Raw genomic sequence first — 20532 nt, 5'->3', positions numbered from 1 at the left:
CCACGCAGGAGACGCATGTTCACGCGCACCCCCCTCCGCCCCGCGCTCGCCACGGCCACGGTCGTGTCCCTGGCGGCCGGCGGACTGCTCACCCTCTCCGTGAGCGCCGCGAGCGCGGCCCCGGCGAAGTACGCCGACGACTTCAACGGCGACGGCTACCGCGACTACGCCTCGGCGAGCCTCGGCGGCGAGTTCACTGTCACGTACGGGACGGCCACCGGTCCCGGCACGGTCAGCAAGACGTTCACGCAGGCCACCGCGGGGGTCCCGGGGACGGCCGGGGACGCGGGCGGTTACGGCGACTCGTTCGGCGACGACCTGGCCGCCGCCGACTTCAACCGTGACGGATACGCCGATCTGGCCGTCGCCGACTCCTCGGAGAAGGTCGGCTCCAAGGTCGGCGCGGGCGCGGTCACCATTCTGTGGGGCGCGAAGTCCGGCCTCTCCGGCACCGGCGCCGTCCGCCTCAAGGTCACCGCCCACGCCGACTACGGCTTCGGCGACCAGGTGGAGACCGGGGACTTCAACGGTGACGGCAAGGCGGACCTGGCGGTGACCAACGGGGTCGACGCCGTCTACGTCTACCGCGGCGGGTTCTCCAAGTCCGGCACCACGGGCTCGGTCACCAAGCACGTCTCCGCCGACCTGCTCGAACCCACGGGTCTCGTCGCCGGAAAGGTCACCAAGGACAAGGCCACGGATCTCTTCGTCCTCGGCCAGGGGTACCACGACGACAAGATGACCCAGGACGTCTGGTTCCTGCGCGGCGGCTCCACCGTCAAGTCGGTCAAGCGGACGGTCGTCAACAGCTCGAAGCCCGACTACAGCCCGACCGGTGTCGTCGCCGACTTCGACAAGGACGGCTACGGCGACCTCGCGGTCAGCGACACCCGGTACAACAACTCCGCCGGGTCGGTCGTCGTCTGGCGCGGCGGGAGTACGGCCCCGACGACGAAGTACCGCCTCTCGCAGTCGACCGCGGGAGTGGCGACCGCCGCGACCAAGGGCGACGCTTTCGGCGGCACCCTGTCCGCGGGTGACACCAACGGCGACGGCTACCCGGACCTGGCCGTCGGCGTCTGGCAGGAGACCGTCAGTTCCCAGTCCGACGCGGGCGGCGTCCACGTCCTGCGCGGCGGCACCTCCGGTGTCACCGGCAAGAACTCGCAGTGGTTCACCCGGGCCACCGCCGGGGTCCCCGGCTCCCCGAGCGAGTTCGGTTCCTTCGGCCAACTCGTCCGGCTGCGCGACATCGACCGCGACGGCGACAAGGACCTGCTGGTGTCCAGCGACTACTACGACGGCGGCGTGCTGCTTCCCGGGACGGGCTCCGGCATCACCGGGTCGGGCGCGAAGGAGGTGCCGGTGGTGGCGTCCTTCCAGCAGTAGCGCGACACGGCCTAACGCCCCGGTGTTCGCCGGAACCTCTCCACGGTGTCGGCGAACGCCCGCGCCGGCGGACTGAGCGCATCCCATCGACGTACCGCCCAGCCCACCGGCAACGGCCGCAGCTCCGGCACCGGGATCAGGCGAAGATCGTTCCCCGTCGCCGCCGGCCCGGACAGCTCCGGCACCACCGCCCGGCCCACCCCCAACTCGGCCAGCAGCAACGCCGTGTCCCAGTCGGCCACGTTCGTGTCGTAGCCGAATCTGACGCCCAACTCCGCGCAGGCCGCCTCCAGATGGGCCGCCGACGCCGAGTTGGGCGGCAGTCCGATCAGTCGTACGTCCGCCAACTCGCCCGCGTCCAGCCGTTCCCGCCCGGCCAGCGGATCGTCCGCCCGCACCGCGAGCACCCACGGCAGCTCCGCCACCGCCCGCTGCTCGATGCCCCGCACCGGCGGCCCGAGCGTGATCCACGCCAGATCCAGCGAGCCGTCGGCGAGCGCGTCGAAGCTGCCGCGCCCCGAACTGACCGTCCGGAACTCCAGGTTGACACGCGGATGGCGGCGCCGGAACTCCACGACCGCGTCCCCCATGAAATGCCGTACGGTCGTGGCCCCGGTCGCCACCCGCACGAACCCGCTCGCCCCGTCGACCAGATCCCTCAACTGCCGTACGGCCAGGTCCAGTCCGGCTATGCCCTCGGCCGCGGCAGACTCCAGCAACCGCCCCGCCTGCGTCGGTACGACACCCCGCGGCTGCCGCTCGACCAGCGCGACCCCCGTCTCCTTCTCCAGCCGCTTCACATGCTGGCTCACCGCGGACTGCGTGCACCCGAGCTCCCGCGCCACCGCGCTCAGACTCCCGGCCCGGCACACCGCCACGAACACCCGCAGGTCATCAAGGGTCATGACCTCCAAGCTAACACTTGGGTCCAGCCATAAATCCCAAGGATTGACTGAGCCCGGCGCGCGTACGACGATCACTTCAGGGCCCCACGGGCGGCAACCCGCTCCACCCCGGGACGGAGCGGGTGCCGACCCACCCATCCGAAGGGATCCCTCATGGCGTACGACCCGTTCGCCCAAGGCGAGGCGCTGCTGCGTGAGTTGGGGGCCCAGCACACCCCGCACCCCGGCGGCACCCTCCTCACCCACCTCCACCGCGTGTGCGCCCGCCTCGACGCCTGGAACGCCCGCCCCGCCCTGCAACTCGCCGGCCTCTGTCACGCCTGCTACGGGACCGACGGCTTCCCGCAACCCCTGCTCGCCCTCGACCGCCGCGCCGAACTCGCCGCGGCCATCGGTGAGGAGGCCGAGGCGATCGTCCACCTCTACGCGAGCTGCGACCGCGAGGCGACCTACCCGGCGCTCGCCGCCCCCGGCGGTGTGTTCCACGACCGTTTCACCGGCGGCACCCGCACGCCCGGCCCGTCCGCCCGCCGGGACTTCGCCGAGCTCACCGCCGCCAACGAACTCGACATCGCGGCCGAGGACCCCGCCTTCCGCGACCGCCACGGCCCCGCCCTCCTCACGCTCCTCACCCGCTTCCGCCCGCTGCTGAGCGAACCCGCTCGACAGGACTGCGTATCGGTCCTGGTGTCGTCAACTCAGCCGCACAGTCCTTGACTTCACATGGTCACCGCGCGACATTCCCCTTTCTGACACACCCTCAGAATGTGGGAGCGGCCCCATGAACCCGACCCGAAGACAAGTCATCGGCACCTCGGTGGCCGCCGGACTCGCTGCCGCCGCCACCGGTGTCCCACAGTCCGCCCACGCCGCCGACCTCCCCCTCCTCGGCACCTACGACGTCGTCGTCATCGGCTCCGGCGCGGCCGGGATGACCGCCGCGCTCACTGCCGCCAAGCAGGGGCTCAGCGTCGTCGTGCTCGAAAAGGCGCCGACCTTCGGTGGCTCCGCCGCACGCTCCGGTGCCGGGATCTGGATTCCCAACAACCCGGTGATCCTCGCGGCCGGTGTCCCGGACACGCCCGCGAAGGCCGCCGCCTATCTCGCCGCCGTCGTCGGGGCCGACGTCCCCGCCGCCCGGCAGCAGGCGTTCCTCGCGCACGGCCCCGCCATGATCTCCTTCGTCATGGCCAACAGCCCGCTGCGCTTCCGCTGGATGGAGGGGTACAGCGACTACTACCCCGAACTGCCGGGCGGCCTCCCGGGCGGGCGCTCCATCGAGCCCGACTACCTCGACGGCAACGTCCTCGGCGCAGAACTCGCCCGTCTGAACCCGTCGTACATGGAAGTCCCGGACGGAATGGTGGTGTTCTCCGCCGACTACAAGTGGCTGACCCTGGCGGCCGTGAGCGCCAAGGGGCTCGCCGTGGCCACCGAGTGTCTCGCGCGGGGGACCAAGGCCCTCACGCTCGGGCAGAAGCCGCTCACCATGGGGCAGTCGCTCGCCGGCGGGCTCAGGAAGGGGCTGCTGGACGCGGGCGTCCCGGTCAGGCTCAACACCCCCCTCACCGACCTGCTCGTCGAGAGCGGGGCGGTGACCGGGGCCGTCACCCCCGCCGGCCTCTACCGCGCCCGGCGCGCCGTCGTCGTGGGCTCCGGCGGCTTCGAGCACAACCTCGCCATGCGCACGCAGTACCAGCGCCAGCCCATCGGCACGGACTGGACCGTCGGCGCGAAGGAGAACACCGGCGACGGCATCCGTGCCGGACAGCGGGCCGGCGGCGCCCTGGCCCTCATGGACGACGCCTGGTGGGGACCCGCGATCCCGCTCCCCGGCCAGCCCTACTTCTGCCTCGCCGAACGCACCCTGCCGGGCGGCCTCATGGTCAACGCGGCGGGCGCACGGTTCGTGAACGAGGCGGCCCCCTACAGCGACGTCGTCCACATCATGTACGACCGCAACCCCACCGACCCCGACATCCCGGCCTGGCTGATCGTCGACCAGAACTACCGCAACCGGTACCTGTTCAAGGACGTCAGCCCCACCCTCGCCTTCCCCGACGACTGGTACAGCTCGGGGGCGGCCCGCAAGGCCTGGACCGTCGACGCCCTCGCCACCGCCATAGGCGTGGCACCCGCGGCCCTGCGCACGACGGTCTCCCGCTTCAACTCCCTCGCACTGCAGGGCAAGGACACCGATCAGCACCGCGGCGACAGTGCCTACGACCACTACTACACGGACCCCTCCGTCCTCCCCAACTCCTGCCTCGCGCCCCTGTGGCTGCCCCCGTACTACGCCTTCCGTATCGTCCCCGGCGACCTCGGCACCAAGGGCGGCCTCGTCACCGACGCCCGCGCCCGCGTCCTGCGCGACGACGGCACGGTCGTCCCCGGCCTCTACGCCGCGGGCAACGCCAGCGCCGCCGTCATGGGGCACAGCTACGCGGGCGCGGGCTCGACCATCGGACCGGCGATGACGTTCGGCTACATCGCGGCCAAGGACATCGCGGGCACGCTCTAGGGCCTGTCCGGCGGCACGCGGGCGATCAGGAACGCCTGCGGGGTCAACTCCGCCGCCTGGGCTGCCCGCACGGTCTGCGACACGAGTTCGAACCCGGCGGCCTCCAGCAGGCCGCCGACGAACTCCGGCCGGCGCCGCTGGAAGTCGAGGATCACGTCGTGCCCGAAGGGCTTGTCGTGACGCTTCGGCTCGTCGCCGACCTGGAAGCCGATGAGCAGATGGCCGCCCGGGGCCAGTACGCGCCGGAACTCGCGGAAGAGAGAGGGAAGTTCATCCACAGGGGTGTGGATGGAGGAGTACCAGGAGAGCACCCCCGCGAGCGCTCCGTCCGCCACGTCCAGCTCCAGCATGGACCCTTGCACGAAGAGCAGATCCGGATTCTCCCGCCGCGCGATCTCAAGCATCGACGACGAGAGGTCGAGCCCGAACACGTCAAGCCCCAGCTCGGCGAGAAGCCCGGTCACCCGCCCCGGCCCACAGCCGAGATCGGCCACCGCACCGCCGCGTCCCACGAGTTCGGCGAACACGCCGATCATGGCCCGCTCCAGCGGCATCTCCGTCAACGCGTCACGGAACTGCTTGTCGTAGTCCTCGGCAATTGCGTCGTAGAACACTCGGGTACTGGTCAGGAAATCACGGGCCTGCACATCGGAGTCGGTCATGGCGCGCGACCCTACAACCCGCCACTGACACTCCCCTCTCCCCCTGAGCCCTACGCCACCCCCACCGCCCGCAGCACCGCCGCCGTCCCGGCCGCCCCCAGCACCACGACCACGAACGGCGCCTTGCGCCAGGCCAGCACACCCGCCACCAGCACACCCGCCGGCCGCGCCCACCCGGCGAACCCACCACCCTCGGTCAGCGCCCCGGTCGCGAGCAGCGCGGTCAGCAGGACGACCGCACCCGCCGACAGCAACTCCTGGACCCGGGCCGGCAGTTCGACCCGCCCGTGCAGCGCGGGCCCCACCAGCCGGAAGGCGTACGTCCCCACCGCCAGCGCCAGGATCATGGCGACGGTCGCACTCATGCCGTACGCCCCTTCCCGAAGGCCAGGAGGCCGGCCAGCGCCAGCAGCACGGGCACGCCCGCCGGGGCGACCGGGGTGAGGGCGAGCGCCAGGCAGGCGCCGAGGGCCGCTGATCGTCGTACGGCCGAATCCGTCCGCAGGGCCGGGAGGACCAGCGCCACCAGGACCGCCGGGAAGGCCGCGTCCAGGCCGTAGCGGGCCGTGTCGCCGATCGCGTCGCCGGCGAGGGCGCCGATCAGGACGCCGGTGTTCCATACGGCGAACAGGCCGAGCCCGGAGACCCAGAACGCCGTACGGCGTCGTACCGGATCGGACTGCGCGAGGGCGAAGGCCACCGTCTCGTCGGTGACTAGGTGCGCCCCGAGGAGGCGTGCCAGCCGGCCCTGGCCCAGCGTCTCCGCGACCGCGAGGCTGTAGGCCGCCGTGCGGGTGTTGAGGAGCAGGCCGGTGGCCGCGGCGGCGAGCGGGCCGCCGCCCGCCAGCAGGACGCCGACCGCGCTGAACTGGGCGGAGCCCGCGTAGACGACCAGGGACATCACGACGGGGACCCAGACCGGCAGGCCGCCGGCGACCGCGATCGCGCCGAAGGAGACGCCGACGACACCGCTGGCCAGCCAGACGAGGGAGGCGTCCCGGACCAGGTCGCGTGGAGGTGTTCGCTCTGCCGTACGCATGTTCTCTACAATGAACAGGAAGAGTGTCGTTCGTCAAGGCGAACGGTCGTACCGATGGAGCGAACGAACATGCCCGACAGTCGTCTTCCGCTGGAGTGGATCGCCGCCTCGCTGCGCCGCGAGCGCACCCGTACGGGGTTGTCGCTCTCGGAGCTCGCCAAGCGCGCCGGGATCGCGAAGTCCACGCTGTCCCAGCTGGAGGCGGGCGGCGGGAATCCGAGCGTGGAGACGCTGTGGGCGCTGGCGGTGGCGCTGGGGGTGCCGTTCAGCGCGCTGGTGGAGCCGCCTGCGCCGTCCGTGCAGGTGATCAGGGCGGGGCAGGGTCCCGCGGTGGCGTCCGAGCAGGCCGACTATGTCGGCAGGCTGCTGTCGTCCAGCCCGCCCGGGGCGCGGCGGGACATCTACCACATCAGTGCGGAACCGGGCGCGGCCCGAGCGTCGGAACCGCATATTCCAGGCACGTACGAGCATCTGGTCGTGAGCACGGGGAAGGTCAGGGCGGGCCCGGCGGGCGAGGAGGTCGAGCTGGCGCCGGGGGACTACATGGCGTACCGCGGGGATGTGCCGCATTCGTACGAGGCGCTCGCCGCCGGGACGACGTTCGTGCTGGTCATGCAGCACATGTAGACATGTGCGAACAAAGGCAGGAGCCCCGTCGCCTTGCGGCGCGGGGCTCCTTGGGTACTGCTCTCAGGTCCGGATCAGAGACTCAGGAGTCTCAGACGGGGGTGACGTTCTCCGCCTGCGGGCCCTTCGGGCCCTGGGTCACGTCGAAGGAGACCTGCTGGTTCTCCTCCAGCGAACGGAAGCCGTTCGCGTTGATGGCGGAGTAGTGGACGAAGACGTCCGGGCCGCCACCCTCCTGGGCGATGAAGCCAAAGCCCTTTTCGGCGTTGAACCACTTCACGGTTCCGGTAGCCATAAGCCCTCCTTGGGCCCAAAGGGTTGCCCTGCTCCAGAACCTGCGATTGTGAAAACAGTGCTGCACAACTGCATACGTCTGAAAACGACTAGAGCCCGCGGTCACATGCTCCGCAGGCTCTGTACTGCAAGGGAAACCAAACTGCAACTTGCGGCGAGCCTAGCATGTGGGCAGCCGAAAGCAATAGAGGCCAAGATCACGTCACCCGAATGTTTGATCTCGCTCGTGTCGGGTTGACGGCGGGGGTGGTAATCGTACGTCAGCCCCCAGGGTCTAGCCTCACGATGTGGACAATTACCGCACCCGGCCGCGCGTCGGCCACATCCAGTTCCTGAACTGCCTGCCCCTGTACTGGGGGCTCGCGAGAACGGGCACGCTCCTCGACTTCGAGCTCACGAAGGACACCCCGGAAAAGCTCAGCGAGCAGCTCGTGCGGGGTGATCTCGACATCGGCCCCATCACCCTCGTCGAGTTCCTGCGCAACGCCGACGACCTCGTCGCCTTCCCCGACATCGCGGTCGGCTGCGACGGCCCGGTGATGTCCTGCGTGATCGTCTCGCAGGTCCCGCTGGACGAGCTGGACGGCGCCCGGGTGGCGCTCGGCTCGACCTCTCGTACGTCTGTTCGGCTCGCGCAGCTTCTGCTGTCCGAGCGGTACGGCGTCCAGCCCGACTACTACACGTGCCCGCCCGACCTCAGCCTGATGATGCAGGAGGCGGAGGCGGCGGTGCTCATCGGGGACGCGGCGCTGCGGGCCAATCTGCTCGACGGGCCGAAGTACGGCCTGGAGGTCCACGACCTCGGCGCGCTGTGGAAGGAGTGGACCGGCCTGCCGTTCGTCTTCGCCGTCTGGGCGGCCCGCCGGGACTACCTGGAGCGGGAACCGGTGATCACCCGCCGGGTCCACGAGGCCTTCCTCGCCTCCCGCAACCTCTCCCTCGACGAGGTCGGCAAGGTCGCCGAGCAGGCCGCCCGCTGGGAGTCCTTCGACGAGCGGGTCCTGGAGCAGTACTTCACCACCCTCGACTTCCGGTTCGGTGGCCCGCAGCTGGAGGCGGTCGCGGAGTTCGCCCGCCGCGTCGGGCCGACGACGGGATTCCCGGCGGACGTGAAGGTGGAACTGCTTCAGCCGTAATCTGCATCTGAGTCCTACGGGGCTCGGCCGAGTCGGGCGGAGTCTCGACGGCCTCATGGGGGAGGGTGGGCGTCATGCAGCCACTCGGAGTCGACGAGCCGACCAGCGTCGGGCCCTACCGGCTGCTCGGCCGGCTGGGCTCCGGCGGCATGGGCCGGGTCTATCTGGGACGCAACACCGGCGGCCGTACGGTCGCCGTCAAGATCGTGCACCCGCACTTCGCGCTCGACGAGGAGTTCCGCGCCCGCTTCCGGCGCGAGGTCGAGGCGGCGCGGCGGGTGGGCGGTGCCTGGACGGCCCCCGTACTGGACGCCGACCCGGACGCGGCCGTGCCGTGGGTGGCCACGGCCTACGCGGCGGGTCCGTCCCTGACGGTGGCGGTGGCCGACGACGGTCCGCTGCCCGCGCCCTCGGTACGGGCGCTGGGGGCGGGGCTCGCGGAGGCGCTGGCGGCCGTGCACGAACTGGGCCTCGTCCATCGGGACGTGAAGCCGTCCAACGTGCTGCTGACCCTGGACGGGCCGCTTCTCATCGACTTCGGCATCGCACGCGCCACGGACGGCACCGCGTCCCTGACGTCGACCGGCGTCTCCATCGGCTCGCCCGGATACATGTCCCCCGAGCAGATCCTGGGCAAGGGCGTCTCGGGAGCGGCGGACGTCTTCTCGCTGGGCGCGGTGCTGGCGTACGCGGCGAACGGGGAGTCGCCGTTCCCGGGTGACTCGTCGGCCGCGCTCCTTTACAAGGTCGTCCACGAGGAGCCCGAACTGGGGCTGTTGAGCGGTGACGTGCGGGAGCTCGTCGCCGAGTGCCTGGCCAAGGAGCCGGGGGCCCGGCCGAGCCCGGCGGACGTGGCCCGACGGCTCGCTCCGGAGGGGGCGGCGCGGCTGGTGGCGGGTGGGTGGCTGCCGGGGGCGTTGGTGGAGCGGGTGAGCCGGAGCGCGGTGCAGTTGCTGAACCTGGAGGTGGGTGAGGGGAGTTCGGGGGCGGCTTCGGGGGGCGTGGGCTCGGGGGTTGCGGCTTCGGGGGTGGTGGGGTTCAGCGGTTCGGCGGTGGGGGCGCCTGCGGTGCTGCCGACCGTGGGCGAGTTCGGGCCGCCGCCGGTGATGCCGGTGGTGGGGCCTGACGGACCGGTGACGCCGCCGAGGCCGGTGGTGGGGCCTGACGTACCGGTGGCGCTCGGTGGTGTACCGGTGGTGCCCGGTGGTGTATCGGTAGTGGCCGGCGGCGTACCGGTGGTGCCCGAGCCGCGGGACGCGGTGCCGGAGGTGTCCGACGCGCTCCGCGCATCCGAGGCACCCTATGCCTCTGACTCTGACGCGCCCGGCAAGCTCTCCGTCTCCGTGGCGGCGACGTCCGTGCCGGGGCCGGGCGGGCGCGGGCGGCGGCTCAGCTGCACGGTGGCGCTGGCGGTCGCCGGGGCGCTGGCGGCGGTCACGGTCGGGTCGGTGTTCCTGTTCGACCTGTTGCCCAAGGACGACAAGGACACCAGCGCCGGCAGCTCCGACGCGTATTCGCCGCAGCAGACGGCGAGTTCGGTGCCGAGCGAGAGCAGCGGCGCTGAGGCCACGGCCCCCGGGGGCGTCCCCGACCGCTACCTCGGCACCTGGGAGGGCCAGGGCACCGGCTCCGGCATCCCGATGGGCACCTTCCGGCTGACGGTCAAAGACGTGGCCGTGGGCGAGCAGTTGGGCAAGCTCCGGCAGACCGACATCCTCGGCGGCGTCTGCAACGACGTACTGACCCTGAAGCAGGTCACCAGGACGGAGCTGATCGCGACGTCCGTCGGCGCGAAGTCCAACCACGAGGGCTGCAACCCGGCCGCCCACACCGTCCGGTTGGTCCCGGTCGGCGACGATCTGAAGTACGTCTCGGAGAGCGAGGCGGAGGGGAACCCCGAGGCCAGGATGTCGAAGGTCGAGTAGGAGGAGAAGGCGGGGCCGCTCCACTCGCCCCGCCCTGGGCCTACCCGGGGACCACCACCGTGCGCAGCTCACCGTCGCCGAGGTGGAGCATGCCCTTGCCCGGGGTGATCTGGCCGCCGACCAGGCCGCGGTTGAGGCGGACGCCTATGAGGTCGCCGGAGGAGGTCTCCTGCGGGGAGAGAAGGATGCCGCGGCGGGCCTTCTTGGCGTCGACCTGCCAGCCGGAGAAGCCGGAGCAGACGTCCTCCTCGTCACCGGCGATGACCATGGCGAGGCCGCGCTCCGCGCCGCGCGAGACGAGCTTCTTGAACTGGCTCGCGGCGTCGCAGTCCTCAAGGATCTCGCCGTCGTCGACGAGGACGACGACCGGTTCCTCCGGGCTCGCCTCGTCCATCAGCTCCTCGAACTCGTCCTCGTCGATGTCGTCACCGGTGAAGACCTTCAACACGCCTTCCGTTCCGTCGAGTTGACGAAGCGGGGACTGGCGGGGGGCGGCGATCACCAGTCGTACGCCCTGCGTCAGGTACGACTGCGCGAAGTTCATCAGGACCGTCGAGCGGCCGGACTTGGCCGGGCCCGCGACCACGAACGTCGGCACGCCCTGCGCCAGGTCCGGGCCGAAGCCGACGATCTCGTCGCCGCCGATGCCGACCAGACCCCACAGCTTGGCGCGGGACGCGTCCGGGTCGCGCATCTCCCAGGCCTCGGGGAAGGAGACCCGGCTCGGCAGGCTGTCGACGCGGAAGGGGCGGTGGGTGCGGGGAACGGCGGCGTCGCGCGCGGCGGCCGCCTCACCGATGGCCGCCAGCGCGGCGGCCTGGCCCTGACCCGTGGTGTCCTCGGAGAGCAGCGCGAACTGGGTCTCCGTACCGAACTCGTTGCGGTAGCCGCGACCCGGCGGGATCTCCTCCGGCACCTTGCGGGCCGGGATGCCGAGCGCCGAGAAGTCGCTGCGGTCGGCGAGCCGCAGACCGTACTTGTCCTCGGTCAGGGTCGCGATCCGGCCCACCAGCAGGGTGCGGTCACCGGTGAGGACCAGGTGGATGCCGACGGAGGCACCCTCGCGCATCATCGTCTGCAACTCGTCGGTCAGCGAGCCGTGGTCGACCTCGCCGAGCGTGGGCACCCAGCCCTCCCAGCGGTCCAGGAGCACCACGATGTGCGCCAGCCGCTCCTCCTCGGCGACCGACGCCCGCTGCTCGCCGATGTCCGCGAACCCCTTGTCGGCGAGGAGGTTCTGGCGCCGGTCCATCTCGCCCTTGAGGCGGTTGACGAGCCGTACGACCCGCTCGGTCTGGTTGCGGCCGACGACCGCACCCACATGCGGCAGCCGGGTCAGCGCGTTGAGCGCGCCGTTGCCGCAGTCGATGCCGTACATGTGCACGTCCGCCACGGAGTGCGTGCGCGCGAGGGAGCCCGCGAGCGTCCGCAGCACCTGCGAACGACCGCTGCGCGGCGCACCGCCGATCATCAGATGCCCGAAGGAGGCGAAGTCGACGGAGACGGGGCGGCGCGCCTGGAGGGCGGGCAGGTCCTCGACACCGTACGGCGCGGGCGCCAGCTTGCCGGGGCCGCCGGTGAACGCGGGCACCTGGATGTCGTCCAGCAGCAGCGTCTCGTCGAGCGCCGGCAGCCAGGGGCTGTGCTGCGGGGGGATGCCGAGTGAGCGGTTGGCGTCCCGGATCGTGTCGACGAGGACCTTGAGGTCGGTGATCTCCTCGTCCTCACGGGACTCGGCCTTCGGCTTGACGAGCGCGGCCCGCCCGAGGTCCTCCCAGGACAGCGGCCCCACCCACGGCATCAGCACCGCGGGATCGGCGGCACCCGGCCGCCGGCCACCCACGCGCCCCGACTGGAACGGAACCAACGAGGCGTGCCCGAGCCGGACATACGCCCGACCCGGTGTGCTCTTGCTGATGTGCCCGGCCTCGGGGGAGTCGATGACGTCGGACGACTCACCGCCGTCGGTCACGCGCAGCGCGATACGGAGGTTGGTGTTGGCGCGGATCTCGGGGGAGACGACACCGGAGGGCCGCTGGGTGGCGAGAAGGAGGTGAATACCGAGGGAACGCCCTCGCTGGGCGATGTTGACGAGACCCGTGACGAAGTCCGGCAGGTCACGCACCATCGACGCGAACTCGTCGATGACGATGAGGAGTCGGGGCACGGGCGCGTGGGAGGGATCGCGCCGGACCAGATCCTGATAGTCCTCGATGTCCTTGGCGTCGGCCTTGGCGAGGATGTGCTCGCGCCGATGCAGCTCGGCACCGAGTGACTCCAGCGCCCGCTCCACCAGATGGGCGTCGAGGTCCGTCACCATGCCGACGGTGTGCGGCAGATGGACACAGTCCTTGAACGCCGCGCCGCCCTTGTAGTCGACGAGCACGAACGTCATGTTCTCGGGCGTGTTGGCGACGGCGAGCGCGGCCACGATCGTCTGCAACAGCTCGGACTTACCGGAACCGGTGGTACCGGCGATAAGACCGTGCGGCCCGTCCTTGCGGATGTCGATGCCGAAGGGCCCGTCGTACGACTCACCGATCACGGCCATCGTCGACTGCCCGCCCATCCGCCAACGGGCCACGATGGCATCGCTGGTGGGCGGTTCGAGCTGAAGCACGTCGAGCAGCCGGGAGGCGGAGGGCAGCGCCGAGTCCTCGGTCTCCCCGCTGATGTCCCGCAGCGGCGAGAGGGCGCGGGCGAGCCGCAGACACCAGGCCGCCGAGACGAAGTCGGGCCGTACGTCCTTGATCCGCTCGGCGCCCGCCTCCTCGACCCGCAGCCGCAGTTTCTCGGCGGCAGCGTCCTGGTGGGGGTCCTCGGCGGTCTGATGCCAGGCATGGAAGGAGGGGAAGCCACCGCCGGCGACCTGCTGCTGAGCCTGCGCCTGCTGGAGGTAGTCGTACTCCTGGGCGGGCGGCTCGGCGACGACGTACGCCTGGCACTCACCCGGCAGGAACCGCTCCTCGGCGTCGAGGCAGAGGGCGTAGAGCGAGACGGCGGGCCCTTCACGCAGGATTCTGACGACACCCGGGAGGGAGCGAAGCCGCCGGGACCCGTCCCATACGACGACGATGTCGGGGTCGCTGAACGAGCTCCCCTGCCCCTTGTTCTGCTCGGCGGCCTTCTTGCGGGCGTCGAGGATCTGGGTCAGCTCACCGATGCGGGCGCCGACGGTCTCGGCGTCGGTGCCGATGAGCACGTTGACGTCCTGACCGGAGCCGGGCTTGGCGTGCGGCAGCCAGCGGGTCCAGTCCCAGCTGTCCTGGGCGCTGTTCTCGCTCAGGACGTAGAACTGCACGTCCATCGGGCTGTGCAGCGCGGCGGTCTGCGCGACGGCCCAACGCCCCATGGAACGGGCGGAGTCACCGGGCCCGGCCATGCCGATGACGCCGAGGGAGCGGAGCGAGAGGGCGACAGGGGCGTCCTCGATCTTCCAGGTCACCTGCCGCTTGTGGTCGAGCTGTTCGGGATCGTCGAGGACGACTTCCGAGTCCATCTGCCCGGTACCGAAACGGATGAGCAGGTGATCACGATCGCTGCGCCGCCGCTCCCAGAGACGGGTCCGGGGCCCGGTGCCGAGGGAGAGGACGGTGGCAGGGTCGGGAATGGCGTGCCGCCGGTCGGTGCGCTCGGCGACCAGCGCGTCCTGAGCGTCCTTCTCGACTTTCTCCTTCTGCTCCTCGTACTCCTTGACCTGCTTGGCGTGGGACTTGCGGCCGTGCTTCTTGTCGTTGAAGTAGTTGGCGAAGAGGAGGAGGGGGCTCAGGGCCGCCATGATCAGGTAGTACCAGCGCTGGAAGATCAGCACGGAGACGATGGCACCGACGAGTGGCGTGAGCGCCATCAGCCAGGGCAGCGGGCGGGCCTCGTACTCGCGGGGCGGGGACGGCAGCCGGAACTTGGTCTGCCGGTCCGGGGGACGCAGCCGCGGGGGCCGGTTGTAGTCGAGGCCGACGCCGTCGTCGGACCACTTGAGGGCGGCGTTGGGCGGCGAGTAACGGGCCAGCTCCAGCAGGGTGTTGCCGACGGCGATCTGCCCGCCGAGCGGCCAGTCGCTCTTGTCCTCCTCCACGGGGGCGCCGTCGAGGGTGACGGGTGCGGGGTCGTCGTCGCTCTCGGCCTTGGTGTGGACGGTGACCTGGCAGGTGCCGTCGGTGGCGACCGACAAGGTGAGGGCACGGGCGTCGAGTTCGGGGTCGTCGACACGGATGTACGAGGCCGGACCGCTGCCGATGTCGTACCGCCCGACGCCGAGCCGGTGCACGAAGCCGGCGACGGGGCCGCCGACGACGCGGAGTTCGACGAGGCCGGTGGGCTCGCCGGGCAGACACCCGGCGGGGTCCTGGAGGGAGACGACCGCGCCGTCGCGCAGCGGGGAGTTGACGACGGTGGCGGAGGGATCGACGCCGTACCCGTCGACGTAGACAAGGGGGGCGTTGTTGGCGGGGACCTGGTGCTGTTGGAGTCCGAGCGGGATGACCTGAGCGCCTCCGTGGGCTCCGACCTGCTTGGCGAGCTCCTCCGCGATGTCCCCGACGGAGGACTCGGGATCGGCATCGAGCACGACATCGGCGGTGCCACCACCGAACGGGTCGACGACGGTCAGAGTCAGGCGCACGCTATGTCCTCCCCACGGCCACTGTGGCCCCCCTGGCTGCTTCTGCAACGCAGGCCACGGCAGGAATCGACGATATCGGGTGGGTGTGACAACTGGGGAGCGGGGCGGCGAGGGTGGGGCGCGATGAGGCGTACTGCTTCCCGATGGCAACGGCGCGTGCACGAGTTCACGACGTCTTGTTCACAACCGGGGATGTGACACCTCAGGTCCCACCCGTAAGCTGCTGCACCAAGAGCGGACGATCACACCGGCCGCCCCGGTCACCCCGGGCGGCCCGGATGCCGATCGCTCTGCAAACAGGGAGCCACGGGGGTTGGCCCTGCGGCGTTTTGATAGGGAGCGGCCACATGGCCAAGGACCTTGATGTCACTTATCAGGACATGCGGGATGCTGCGAAGCATGTCGTGAAGGAGAAGGAAAAGCTCCAGGAGAAGCTGGACGGGCTGAAGAAGTACATCAACAACCTCGTCCAGTCCGGCTACGTGACGAAGAGCTCGTCCAAGGCCTTCGACGAGAACTTCGACGAGTTCGTCCGCGGCACCAAGGACACGCTGGACGGTCTGGACGGCATGGGGGACTACCTCACGACCGCGGCGGACAAGTTCGAGCAGATCGACGAGGAGCTGGCTAAGTCGGCTCGTAAGTGACGTCCGTTTTTTGACGGGTGTCGCTGTTCCCGGTGCGGTGGGGTGGTGGCGCGTGCTTGGTGCACGCCACCCTGCCGCACCGGCTGCTTCTGCGCCCTCACCGCGACCTGCACGCCGGACGTCGCGCTCAAGAGCGGTGAAGTGAATTCGGCGGCGTCCTACACAGCGGAACGGCGGCTGTCACGGACTCCAGTGGTGCGCCCAGGTGCGCGTGCCCTATACCGCGGCCAACGGTGACTCGAATGTCCTGAGCTGCGCAATCTGGCGCAGGATCTCGCGATGCTGCTCGCGCCGCTCCACCGCTGTCGTGCTCAGCATCAGGACTGCCATGCGCTTGCAGTCCGGGTGCGGGAGGCATTCGTAAATCTGCAGCAGGGACTCGGCAGCCGGCGCGCGCACCGTCTCGCCCATCGCCACGGGGCCGCTGGGCAGGCCCAGATCCTCGACGTGGGCGTGCTCGTCTGCCGTGGCTGCTGCCCGTGCGACGCTCACAGGTCGCGGAGCCCAGGCGATGTCTCGCCAGGAAACGGTGAACAGGGAGTGGAGAGTCCCGCCGCCTCCCTAGACATCGTCGGGGTGAAATCACAATGAGCAGTGGACCGTTCCCACCTCGCGCAGCGCGCGTAGGAGTTGATGGCCTCACAAGCGATCCGCCTCAGCGGAAGCGGGTGAGGCGAGGAGGACGTCGACGAGAGGGATTGCCGCACGACCCGCGCTCGGTGTCTTCGGCCGTCGCGCCCCAGTCGGCAACGGACCGCAGGCCTCCGTCCGAGCCTGTCTGTTGGTCGAGGAAGCGGAAGCGGCGCGGGGTCGCACCGTCTGGGGCGGATGCGGCAATCGCGCCGACGAAACAACGCCCAATAGAAGCTGTAGATCAGGAACGGCACGATTGTGTACCCGGGTGACAGGAACGCCACGAGGGTCGCCAACAGCGTCTCCCACAAAGCAATCCAGCCGAGTAGAGCGAGTATGTTGACAGCCAGTTGCTTGGACCAGGCGCGCTGGGTCGGCGGGTGCTCCCAAGCAACGGAATGATCTGGTGGGTTCATGTGGGCTCGTCCAGAAGAGGCTGTTCCAGTCCTGGAGCCGCTGTCACTTCTTGCCCCCAGAATTGCCGTTTCTGGCTTTCGTCAAGGATTTCTTGAAAAGGTTCATGAAATGCGCGAGTTCGCCACCGTCTACAGCGAACTGCTCAGCCATGTATCGTGCCTCTTCCTATTCAACCTGTGATGCCGTAGAGGCGCTGAGACTTCTGGAGAGCCACGTACTCCGCGGGCCGCGATACTTCTTATTGGGCTCTCTGCGGTTGACGGCCTGGATTTCCAGGCCAATCACGGCTTGTTCGTCGCCGAAGGCGCCGTCGGGCGAGATCGCCTCAATGGGCAGTCCCGGGAAGCCGGAGCGTCCGCGCGAAGTCGTCCAGGGCCTCCATAGCGGCCGCGATCAATTCCGGATCGTCGTGGTGGCCGCGGAGCAAGACGTCGGGGAAGCCGGGCGGGGTGTGCCAGTGGTACGTCACCGAGGTCATCATGATGGCGCTGTCCGCAGGATAGGAGCGGGTGACCCGGACCCCGTTCGCGCCCAGGTGCGGGGAAGCGAACGGCACGCTGCCGGTTCGCTGCTGCCACTCGGGGATCTCCGGGTGGGGCACCGTGAGCTCGGTGAGCCCCTCGCAAGAAGCCGCGTCACGGGCCTCGCAGTGGAGGCGGGTGGCGTGCATCACCAGCGGCATGTAGGTCAGTGGAACGGGGTGGTACACGAACGCCTGGTCTGCCTGGAGCTTGTCCCGGAGCGTGACGATCGTCTGCTCGTAGAAACTCTTGTGGAAACGCCGCAGTTTGCGGGTGAGTTCGATGTCGTGGACGGCGGCCAGACCGGTCAGGTGCAGGTCCAGCCACTCCTTGAAGGTCTTCTTGTCGATCTGCAGGTGGAGGTAGCCCCAGAGGTCTGGGTTGGCATCCGTGTCGATGTGGAGCGGGGCGCCGAGGTCGGCGCTCCACAGGGTGCCTTCGGGCATGGGTGATCTCTTTCTTCGGGGGCACGGCGGTAGGGAGCCTTCAGGCGTAGCTCCAGCGGAAGGTGCCCATCACGGCATCGAACAACTCCACGAGGGTGTCGTAGAAGGCGGGATCCGAGCCAGGTGCGATCAGGGCGCTGAAGGAGAAGGCGAGATACTGGTCGGGGACGCTGTCCGGGACAGGAACGAAGTACTCGACACGGCGGTGAGCTACGTCGACGCCCTGCGTCGGGTCGGCCGGTACTTCTCGCTCCGAGCGCAGGGCCGCGGTGTCGTCCAGTTCCCTCGTCTGGGCACCGGGGATCTCAGAGGCGAGCGCGGCCAGGACCGCTTCCGGGCCGCTGTCGGGCCTGACTCGGGGGATCTCGATCGGCTCCGAGGCCACGAACGAAACGGGCAGCACGATGCCGTGAAGGCGTTCGGTGGGAAGATAGAGGGTCATACCCCCCTTGGCGCTGGCCCGGCGGACGACCTTCTTCATCTCCTGAGTGAGACTCAACCGGGCCTTCGGAATGTCGTCCTTGGGAAAGCCGGCGGGCAATTGCGCGACGGCCTTCCGGACGATGCGGTCGACCGCCTCCTTGGTGCCCGCTCGTAGCGGAATCACATCCCAGCCCGGCGGCGGTACCAGGTTGAAACCGTTCGGGGCCCGGTGGTGCTCAACGGTGGTCATCGCGCCCCCGGGTCAGTTCCACGGCGTAGGCGGCGCCAACGAAGAGCGCCCAAGCCGGAGCGGCGATCATGCCCGGCCAGAAGCCGAAGAAGAGCGAGGGCAAGAAGAAGCCACCGCCCATGGCGAGGTCCCGGGTGAGATAGGGCGGACGGTCTGCGTACCGGGGGTACTTCACGAACACCCAGACGTAGTGCAGGAGGCAACCGACGATCCCGGCCTCATAGACGTAGAGCACGTCATTCCTCAGGGACTTTGGCACCAGGATCATGATTCCCAAGACCGGCAGGAACAGCGGCATCCCGATGATCAGTGTCAGCCGGAGTCGCCGGTTGGGTCCGGTGCCGAGCCCGGTACGGGCCGCTTCGGCCTCGGCAATGCGATGCGCCGAGTTCAGGTCCATGGTCACTCCTCACCAGTGGGTATCGGGGGCAGGCTTCAGGGTGTTGTCCTTCCAATCCGAGTACGCCGCGTTGTACGGCTTCTCGCCGGTACCGAAGTTCTCGTGGGTCCAGCTTGTCAGGTCACTCTTTCCGAGCGTCTTGTCCATGACGTCCATCCCCATGCCGGTCCAGGCGATGCCGAGGCCAGCCTGATACGACTTGTACGCCTTGTCCGCAGCAGCACCCGCGGCTGCCGGGAAAGTGGCCTTGTTCGCCTGCAACATCTTCGCCACGCCGGCCATCTCCTTGTCGCCGAGGTGAACCAGCGTCGACAACGGGCTGACCCTCAGCGGTCCCTTGGCCACCAGGCCGACATTCTGAGAGATGGACTTGCGCATCGCGTTGCGAGCCGCCCCGAGGGCCTGTCGCCCCGCCCCCTGCGGCAACTTGGTCATCAGTCGCCCTGTGTCGTCCAGGATGCCCTTGACGCCGCTGAGCCCCCGGCTCAGCCCGGCGGTCCGGGCGGCCTGGGCGGCGCCAGCAGTGGCCTTGGCGCCACTGGCGAGCTTCGCGGCAGCTCCGAGGCCACCCACGACGAGCAGTCCACCCACGACGTCGAAGATGACATCCGTCCAGGTGGCGTCGCCGGATGCCACCAAGAGGAGTCTGAGCCCGATGGTGAGCAGTGCGATGCCAAGGACGAGCATGTTCAAGCCGGGAATGGCAAGCGCCAGGAAGCCTGCCACGGTCGCGACCCAGCCGAGAACGTCCATGAAAGCCTTGATCGCGTCCGCATGATCATGGACCCAACCCTTGACGTTGTCCCACCATGAGTCCTCGATGATGTCTTCGATCTCTGCCCGGATCTTGCCCTCATGGTGTTCGGCGCGGCCGTCGCGATCATCGGTGATCGTGTTCAGCTGATTCCGGTACGTCACATATGGATCGTGGTCGGTCCCGCTGACGGATGGCTTGGGAGTGTTCTTGTCGCCGGACTCGGACTCCTTGGCCTCCTTGGCCTTTTCAGCCTCGAGTTCGTCCTGTTTTTCTTTGGCTCGGCGCAGGACCTTGTCGGCCTCGGTCTGAAAGTCCTCCAACTCGTTGGACCACGTGGTGAGATGGGTGTGGACGCGTTCGTAACGACTGGCCACCTCCCGCATGTGCTTCTCCAGCGTGGAGGACTGCTCACGAAGGCTCTTGGCGTACTTGCCCTTGAGCTTTTCCTCGTTGCTGATCGTCTGGAGGTTCTTGGCCTGGTCTCTCAGCTTCTCTGCGACCGACACCATGTGGGTGACCTCGGCGCGGATCTCCTCGGGGTCTCCGGGCACCGGGTCGGAGTCGCGGAGTGGCTGCCAGTCCAGCGGGCGGCGCTTGGATGTCGGTGTCACTTCGTCTGCTTCTTCTTGTCGCGATTCGCCAACTGGTTGTCGAGATCCTCGAATGCCTTTTTGGTGCCGGCTACCATTTGACCGACAGTGTCGAGGTTATCGATGAGTTTCGCGCGATAGTCGTCCCAGTTGTCGACGAAGTCATCCATGACGTCGGCGATTTTTCCGGATCCCCAGTGGTTGTGCATGTCGTCGCGCCGATTTTCGATGTCCTCGAATGTCTTCTTCAACTGGCCGAGTTTCTTCTCGGACTCAGCGAGAAAGTCGTAGTCGACCTTAAGGTCTGAGTCGGACACTCAGTACCCTCC

19 protein-coding genes are annotated in these 20532 nt (G+C 69.2%); 7 read left to right on the top strand and 12 right to left on the bottom strand.

Going from position 1 to position 20532, the window contains the following annotated elements; translation table 11 throughout:
- The first annotated feature begins 15 nt into the window (after positions 1 to 15).
- Positions 16 to 1389 carry an FG-GAP and VCBS repeat-containing protein gene (locus ACIHIX_RS05050; RefSeq protein ID WP_399949771.1) on the top strand — a complete coding sequence of 458 codons (1374 nt, stop codon included), beginning with the start codon at positions 16 to 18 and terminating at the stop codon, positions 1387 to 1389.
- Between the two features lie 11 nt (positions 1390 to 1400).
- Here ACIHIX_RS05050 and ACIHIX_RS05045 read toward each other — a convergent pair whose 3' ends face one another.
- Positions 1401 to 2294 (bottom strand): LysR family transcriptional regulator, encoded by an 894-nt coding sequence (locus tag ACIHIX_RS05045; protein ID WP_399949768.1) that lies wholly within the window; start codon positions 2292 to 2294, stop codon positions 1401 to 1403.
- Positions 2295 to 2447: 153 nt separating this feature from the next.
- Here ACIHIX_RS05045 and ACIHIX_RS05040 point away from each other — a divergent pair, with 153 nt between their 5' ends.
- On the top strand, positions 2448 to 3011 hold the full coding sequence (locus tag ACIHIX_RS05040) for a DUF6817 domain-containing protein (RefSeq protein ID WP_399949765.1): 564 nt from the start codon (positions 2448 to 2450) through the stop codon (positions 3009 to 3011).
- Between the two features lie 64 nt (positions 3012 to 3075).
- Positions 3076 to 4815: a 3-oxosteroid 1-dehydrogenase gene (gene kstD / locus ACIHIX_RS05035; protein WP_399949762.1), complete on the top strand. Its 1740-nt coding sequence runs from the start codon at positions 3076 to 3078 to the stop codon at positions 4813 to 4815.
- Here the strand turns inward: kstD and ACIHIX_RS05030 are convergent.
- From ACIHIX_RS05030 to ACIHIX_RS05020, 3 genes are read right to left on the bottom strand one after another with little or no spacing between them, the layout of a single operon-like run.
- Complete coding sequence (locus ACIHIX_RS05030) at positions 4812 to 5477, bottom strand: class I SAM-dependent methyltransferase (RefSeq protein WP_399949759.1); 666 nt, start codon at positions 5475 to 5477, stop codon at positions 4812 to 4814. The two genes, kstD and ACIHIX_RS05030, sit on opposite strands and share 4 nt — an antisense overlap.
- 50 nt (positions 5478 to 5527) lie before the next feature.
- On the bottom strand, positions 5528 to 5842 hold the full coding sequence (locus ACIHIX_RS05025; RefSeq protein ID WP_399949756.1) for an AzlD domain-containing protein: 315 nt from the start codon (positions 5840 to 5842) through the stop codon (positions 5528 to 5530).
- The gene (locus ACIHIX_RS05020) at positions 5839 to 6516 is read right to left on the bottom strand and encodes an AzlC family ABC transporter permease (RefSeq protein ID WP_399949753.1); all 678 of its coding nucleotides are present in this window, start codon (positions 6514 to 6516) and stop codon (positions 5839 to 5841) included. The genes ACIHIX_RS05025 and ACIHIX_RS05020 overlap by 4 nt, the downstream gene beginning before the upstream one ends.
- Before the next feature lie 69 nt (positions 6517 to 6585).
- Here ACIHIX_RS05020 and ACIHIX_RS05015 point away from each other — a divergent pair, with 69 nt between their 5' ends.
- The gene (locus ACIHIX_RS05015) at positions 6586 to 7143 is read left to right on the top strand and encodes a helix-turn-helix domain-containing protein (RefSeq protein ID WP_399949750.1); all 558 of its coding nucleotides are present in this window, start codon (positions 6586 to 6588) and stop codon (positions 7141 to 7143) included.
- 91 nt (positions 7144 to 7234) lie between these two features.
- On the opposite strand, the gene ACIHIX_RS05010 is transcribed toward ACIHIX_RS05015, so the two are convergent.
- Positions 7235 to 7438 carry a cold-shock protein gene (locus ACIHIX_RS05010; protein ID WP_007490911.1) on the bottom strand — a complete coding sequence of 68 codons (204 nt, stop codon included), beginning with the start codon at positions 7436 to 7438 and terminating at the stop codon, positions 7235 to 7237.
- Positions 7439 to 7724: 286 nt separating this feature from the next.
- On the opposite strand from ACIHIX_RS05010, the gene ACIHIX_RS05005 reads away from it, so the two are divergent.
- Both ACIHIX_RS05005 and ACIHIX_RS05000 read left to right on the top strand, forming a co-directional pair.
- Positions 7725 to 8573 carry a menaquinone biosynthetic enzyme MqnA/MqnD family protein gene (locus ACIHIX_RS05005; RefSeq protein WP_399949747.1) on the top strand — a complete coding sequence of 283 codons (849 nt, stop codon included), beginning with the start codon at positions 7725 to 7727 and terminating at the stop codon, positions 8571 to 8573.
- Positions 8574 to 8647: 74 nt separating this feature from the next.
- Positions 8648 to 10498, top strand: a complete 1851-nt coding sequence (locus ACIHIX_RS05000) for a serine/threonine-protein kinase (protein ID WP_399949744.1) — start codon at positions 8648 to 8650, stop codon at positions 10496 to 10498.
- A gap of 40 nt (positions 10499 to 10538) precedes the next feature.
- Here the strand turns inward: ACIHIX_RS05000 and ACIHIX_RS04995 are convergent, their stop codons facing one another.
- Positions 10539 to 15119 (bottom strand): FtsK/SpoIIIE domain-containing protein, encoded by a 4581-nt coding sequence (locus tag ACIHIX_RS04995; RefSeq protein ID WP_399949741.1) that lies wholly within the window; start codon positions 15117 to 15119, stop codon positions 10539 to 10541.
- Positions 15120 to 15466: 347 nt separating this feature from the next.
- Between ACIHIX_RS04995 and ACIHIX_RS04990 the strand changes: the two genes are divergently transcribed.
- Positions 15467 to 15766, top strand: coding sequence for a WXG100 family type VII secretion target (locus tag ACIHIX_RS04990; protein WP_063826091.1), 300 nt, complete (start codon positions 15467 to 15469; stop codon positions 15764 to 15766).
- A gap of 216 nt (positions 15767 to 15982) precedes the next feature.
- Here ACIHIX_RS04990 and ACIHIX_RS04985 read toward each other — a convergent pair whose 3' ends face one another.
- From ACIHIX_RS04985 to ACIHIX_RS04960, 6 genes are all read right to left on the bottom strand, one after another.
- Positions 15983 to 16258, bottom strand: a complete 276-nt coding sequence (locus tag ACIHIX_RS04985; RefSeq protein ID WP_399949738.1) for a hypothetical protein — start codon at positions 16256 to 16258, stop codon at positions 15983 to 15985.
- Between the two features lie 883 nt (positions 16259 to 17141).
- Positions 17142 to 17783, bottom strand: coding sequence for a hypothetical protein (locus ACIHIX_RS04980; protein ID WP_399949735.1), 642 nt, complete (start codon positions 17781 to 17783; stop codon positions 17142 to 17144).
- 40 nt (positions 17784 to 17823) lie between these two features.
- A complete protein-coding gene (locus ACIHIX_RS04975) occupies positions 17824 to 18456 on the bottom strand; it encodes a hypothetical protein (protein ID WP_399949732.1) in 633 nt (210 codons plus the stop codon).
- On the bottom strand, positions 18443 to 18856 hold the full coding sequence (locus ACIHIX_RS04970; RefSeq protein WP_399949730.1) for a hypothetical protein: 414 nt from the start codon (positions 18854 to 18856) through the stop codon (positions 18443 to 18445). The genes ACIHIX_RS04975 and ACIHIX_RS04970 overlap by 14 nt, the downstream gene beginning before the upstream one ends.
- A 9-nt stretch (positions 18857 to 18865) precedes the next feature.
- Complete coding sequence (locus ACIHIX_RS04965) at positions 18866 to 20224, bottom strand: hypothetical protein (RefSeq protein WP_399949727.1); 1359 nt, start codon at positions 20222 to 20224, stop codon at positions 18866 to 18868.
- Positions 20221 to 20520, bottom strand: coding sequence for a WXG100 family type VII secretion target (locus tag ACIHIX_RS04960; protein WP_399949724.1), 300 nt, complete (start codon positions 20518 to 20520; stop codon positions 20221 to 20223). The genes ACIHIX_RS04965 and ACIHIX_RS04960 overlap by 4 nt, the downstream gene beginning before the upstream one ends.
- Positions 20521 to 20532 lie beyond the last annotated feature (12 nt).

This window comes from Streptomyces sp. NPDC051913, assembly GCF_044593635.1.
Classification (GTDB): domain Bacteria; phylum Actinomycetota; class Actinomycetes; order Streptomycetales; family Streptomycetaceae; genus Streptomyces.
Note: the sequence above shows the minus strand (reverse complement) of the source record. Positions and strands in the feature narration are given on the sequence as shown.

Coding starts and splice junctions, on each gene's coding strand:
- ACIHIX_RS05000 (WP_399949744.1), top strand. CDS start 8,648: ATGCAGCCACTCGGAGTCGACGAGCCGACCAGCGTCGGGCCCTACCGG.
- ACIHIX_RS05025 (WP_399949756.1), bottom strand. CDS start 5,842: ATGAGTGCGACCGTCGCCATGATCCTGGCGCTGGCGGTGGGGACGTAC.
- ACIHIX_RS05050 (WP_399949771.1), top strand. CDS start 16: ATGTTCACGCGCACCCCCCTCCGCCCCGCGCTCGCCACGGCCACGGTC.
- ACIHIX_RS04970 (WP_399949730.1), bottom strand. CDS start 18,856: ATGGACCTGAACTCGGCGCATCGCATTGCCGAGGCCGAAGCGGCCCGT.
- ACIHIX_RS05020 (WP_399949753.1), bottom strand. CDS start 6,516: ATGCGTACGGCAGAGCGAACACCTCCACGCGACCTGGTCCGGGACGCC.
- ACIHIX_RS04980 (WP_399949735.1), bottom strand. CDS start 17,783: ATGCCCGAAGGCACCCTGTGGAGCGCCGACCTCGGCGCCCCGCTCCAC.
- ACIHIX_RS04990 (WP_063826091.1), top strand. CDS start 15,467: ATGGCCAAGGACCTTGATGTCACTTATCAGGACATGCGGGATGCTGCG.
- ACIHIX_RS05030 (WP_399949759.1), bottom strand. CDS start 5,477: ATGACCGACTCCGATGTGCAGGCCCGTGATTTCCTGACCAGTACCCGA.
- ACIHIX_RS05040 (WP_399949765.1), top strand. CDS start 2,448: ATGGCGTACGACCCGTTCGCCCAAGGCGAGGCGCTGCTGCGTGAGTTG.
- ACIHIX_RS04975 (WP_399949732.1), bottom strand. CDS start 18,456: ATGACCACCGTTGAGCACCACCGGGCCCCGAACGGTTTCAACCTGGTA.
- ACIHIX_RS05015 (WP_399949750.1), top strand. CDS start 6,586: ATGCCCGACAGTCGTCTTCCGCTGGAGTGGATCGCCGCCTCGCTGCGC.
- kstD (WP_399949762.1), top strand. CDS start 3,076: ATGAACCCGACCCGAAGACAAGTCATCGGCACCTCGGTGGCCGCCGGA.
- ACIHIX_RS05010 (WP_007490911.1), bottom strand. CDS start 7,438: ATGGCTACCGGAACCGTGAAGTGGTTCAACGCCGAAAAGGGCTTTGGC.
- ACIHIX_RS05045 (WP_399949768.1), bottom strand. CDS start 2,294: ATGACCCTTGATGACCTGCGGGTGTTCGTGGCGGTGTGCCGGGCCGGG.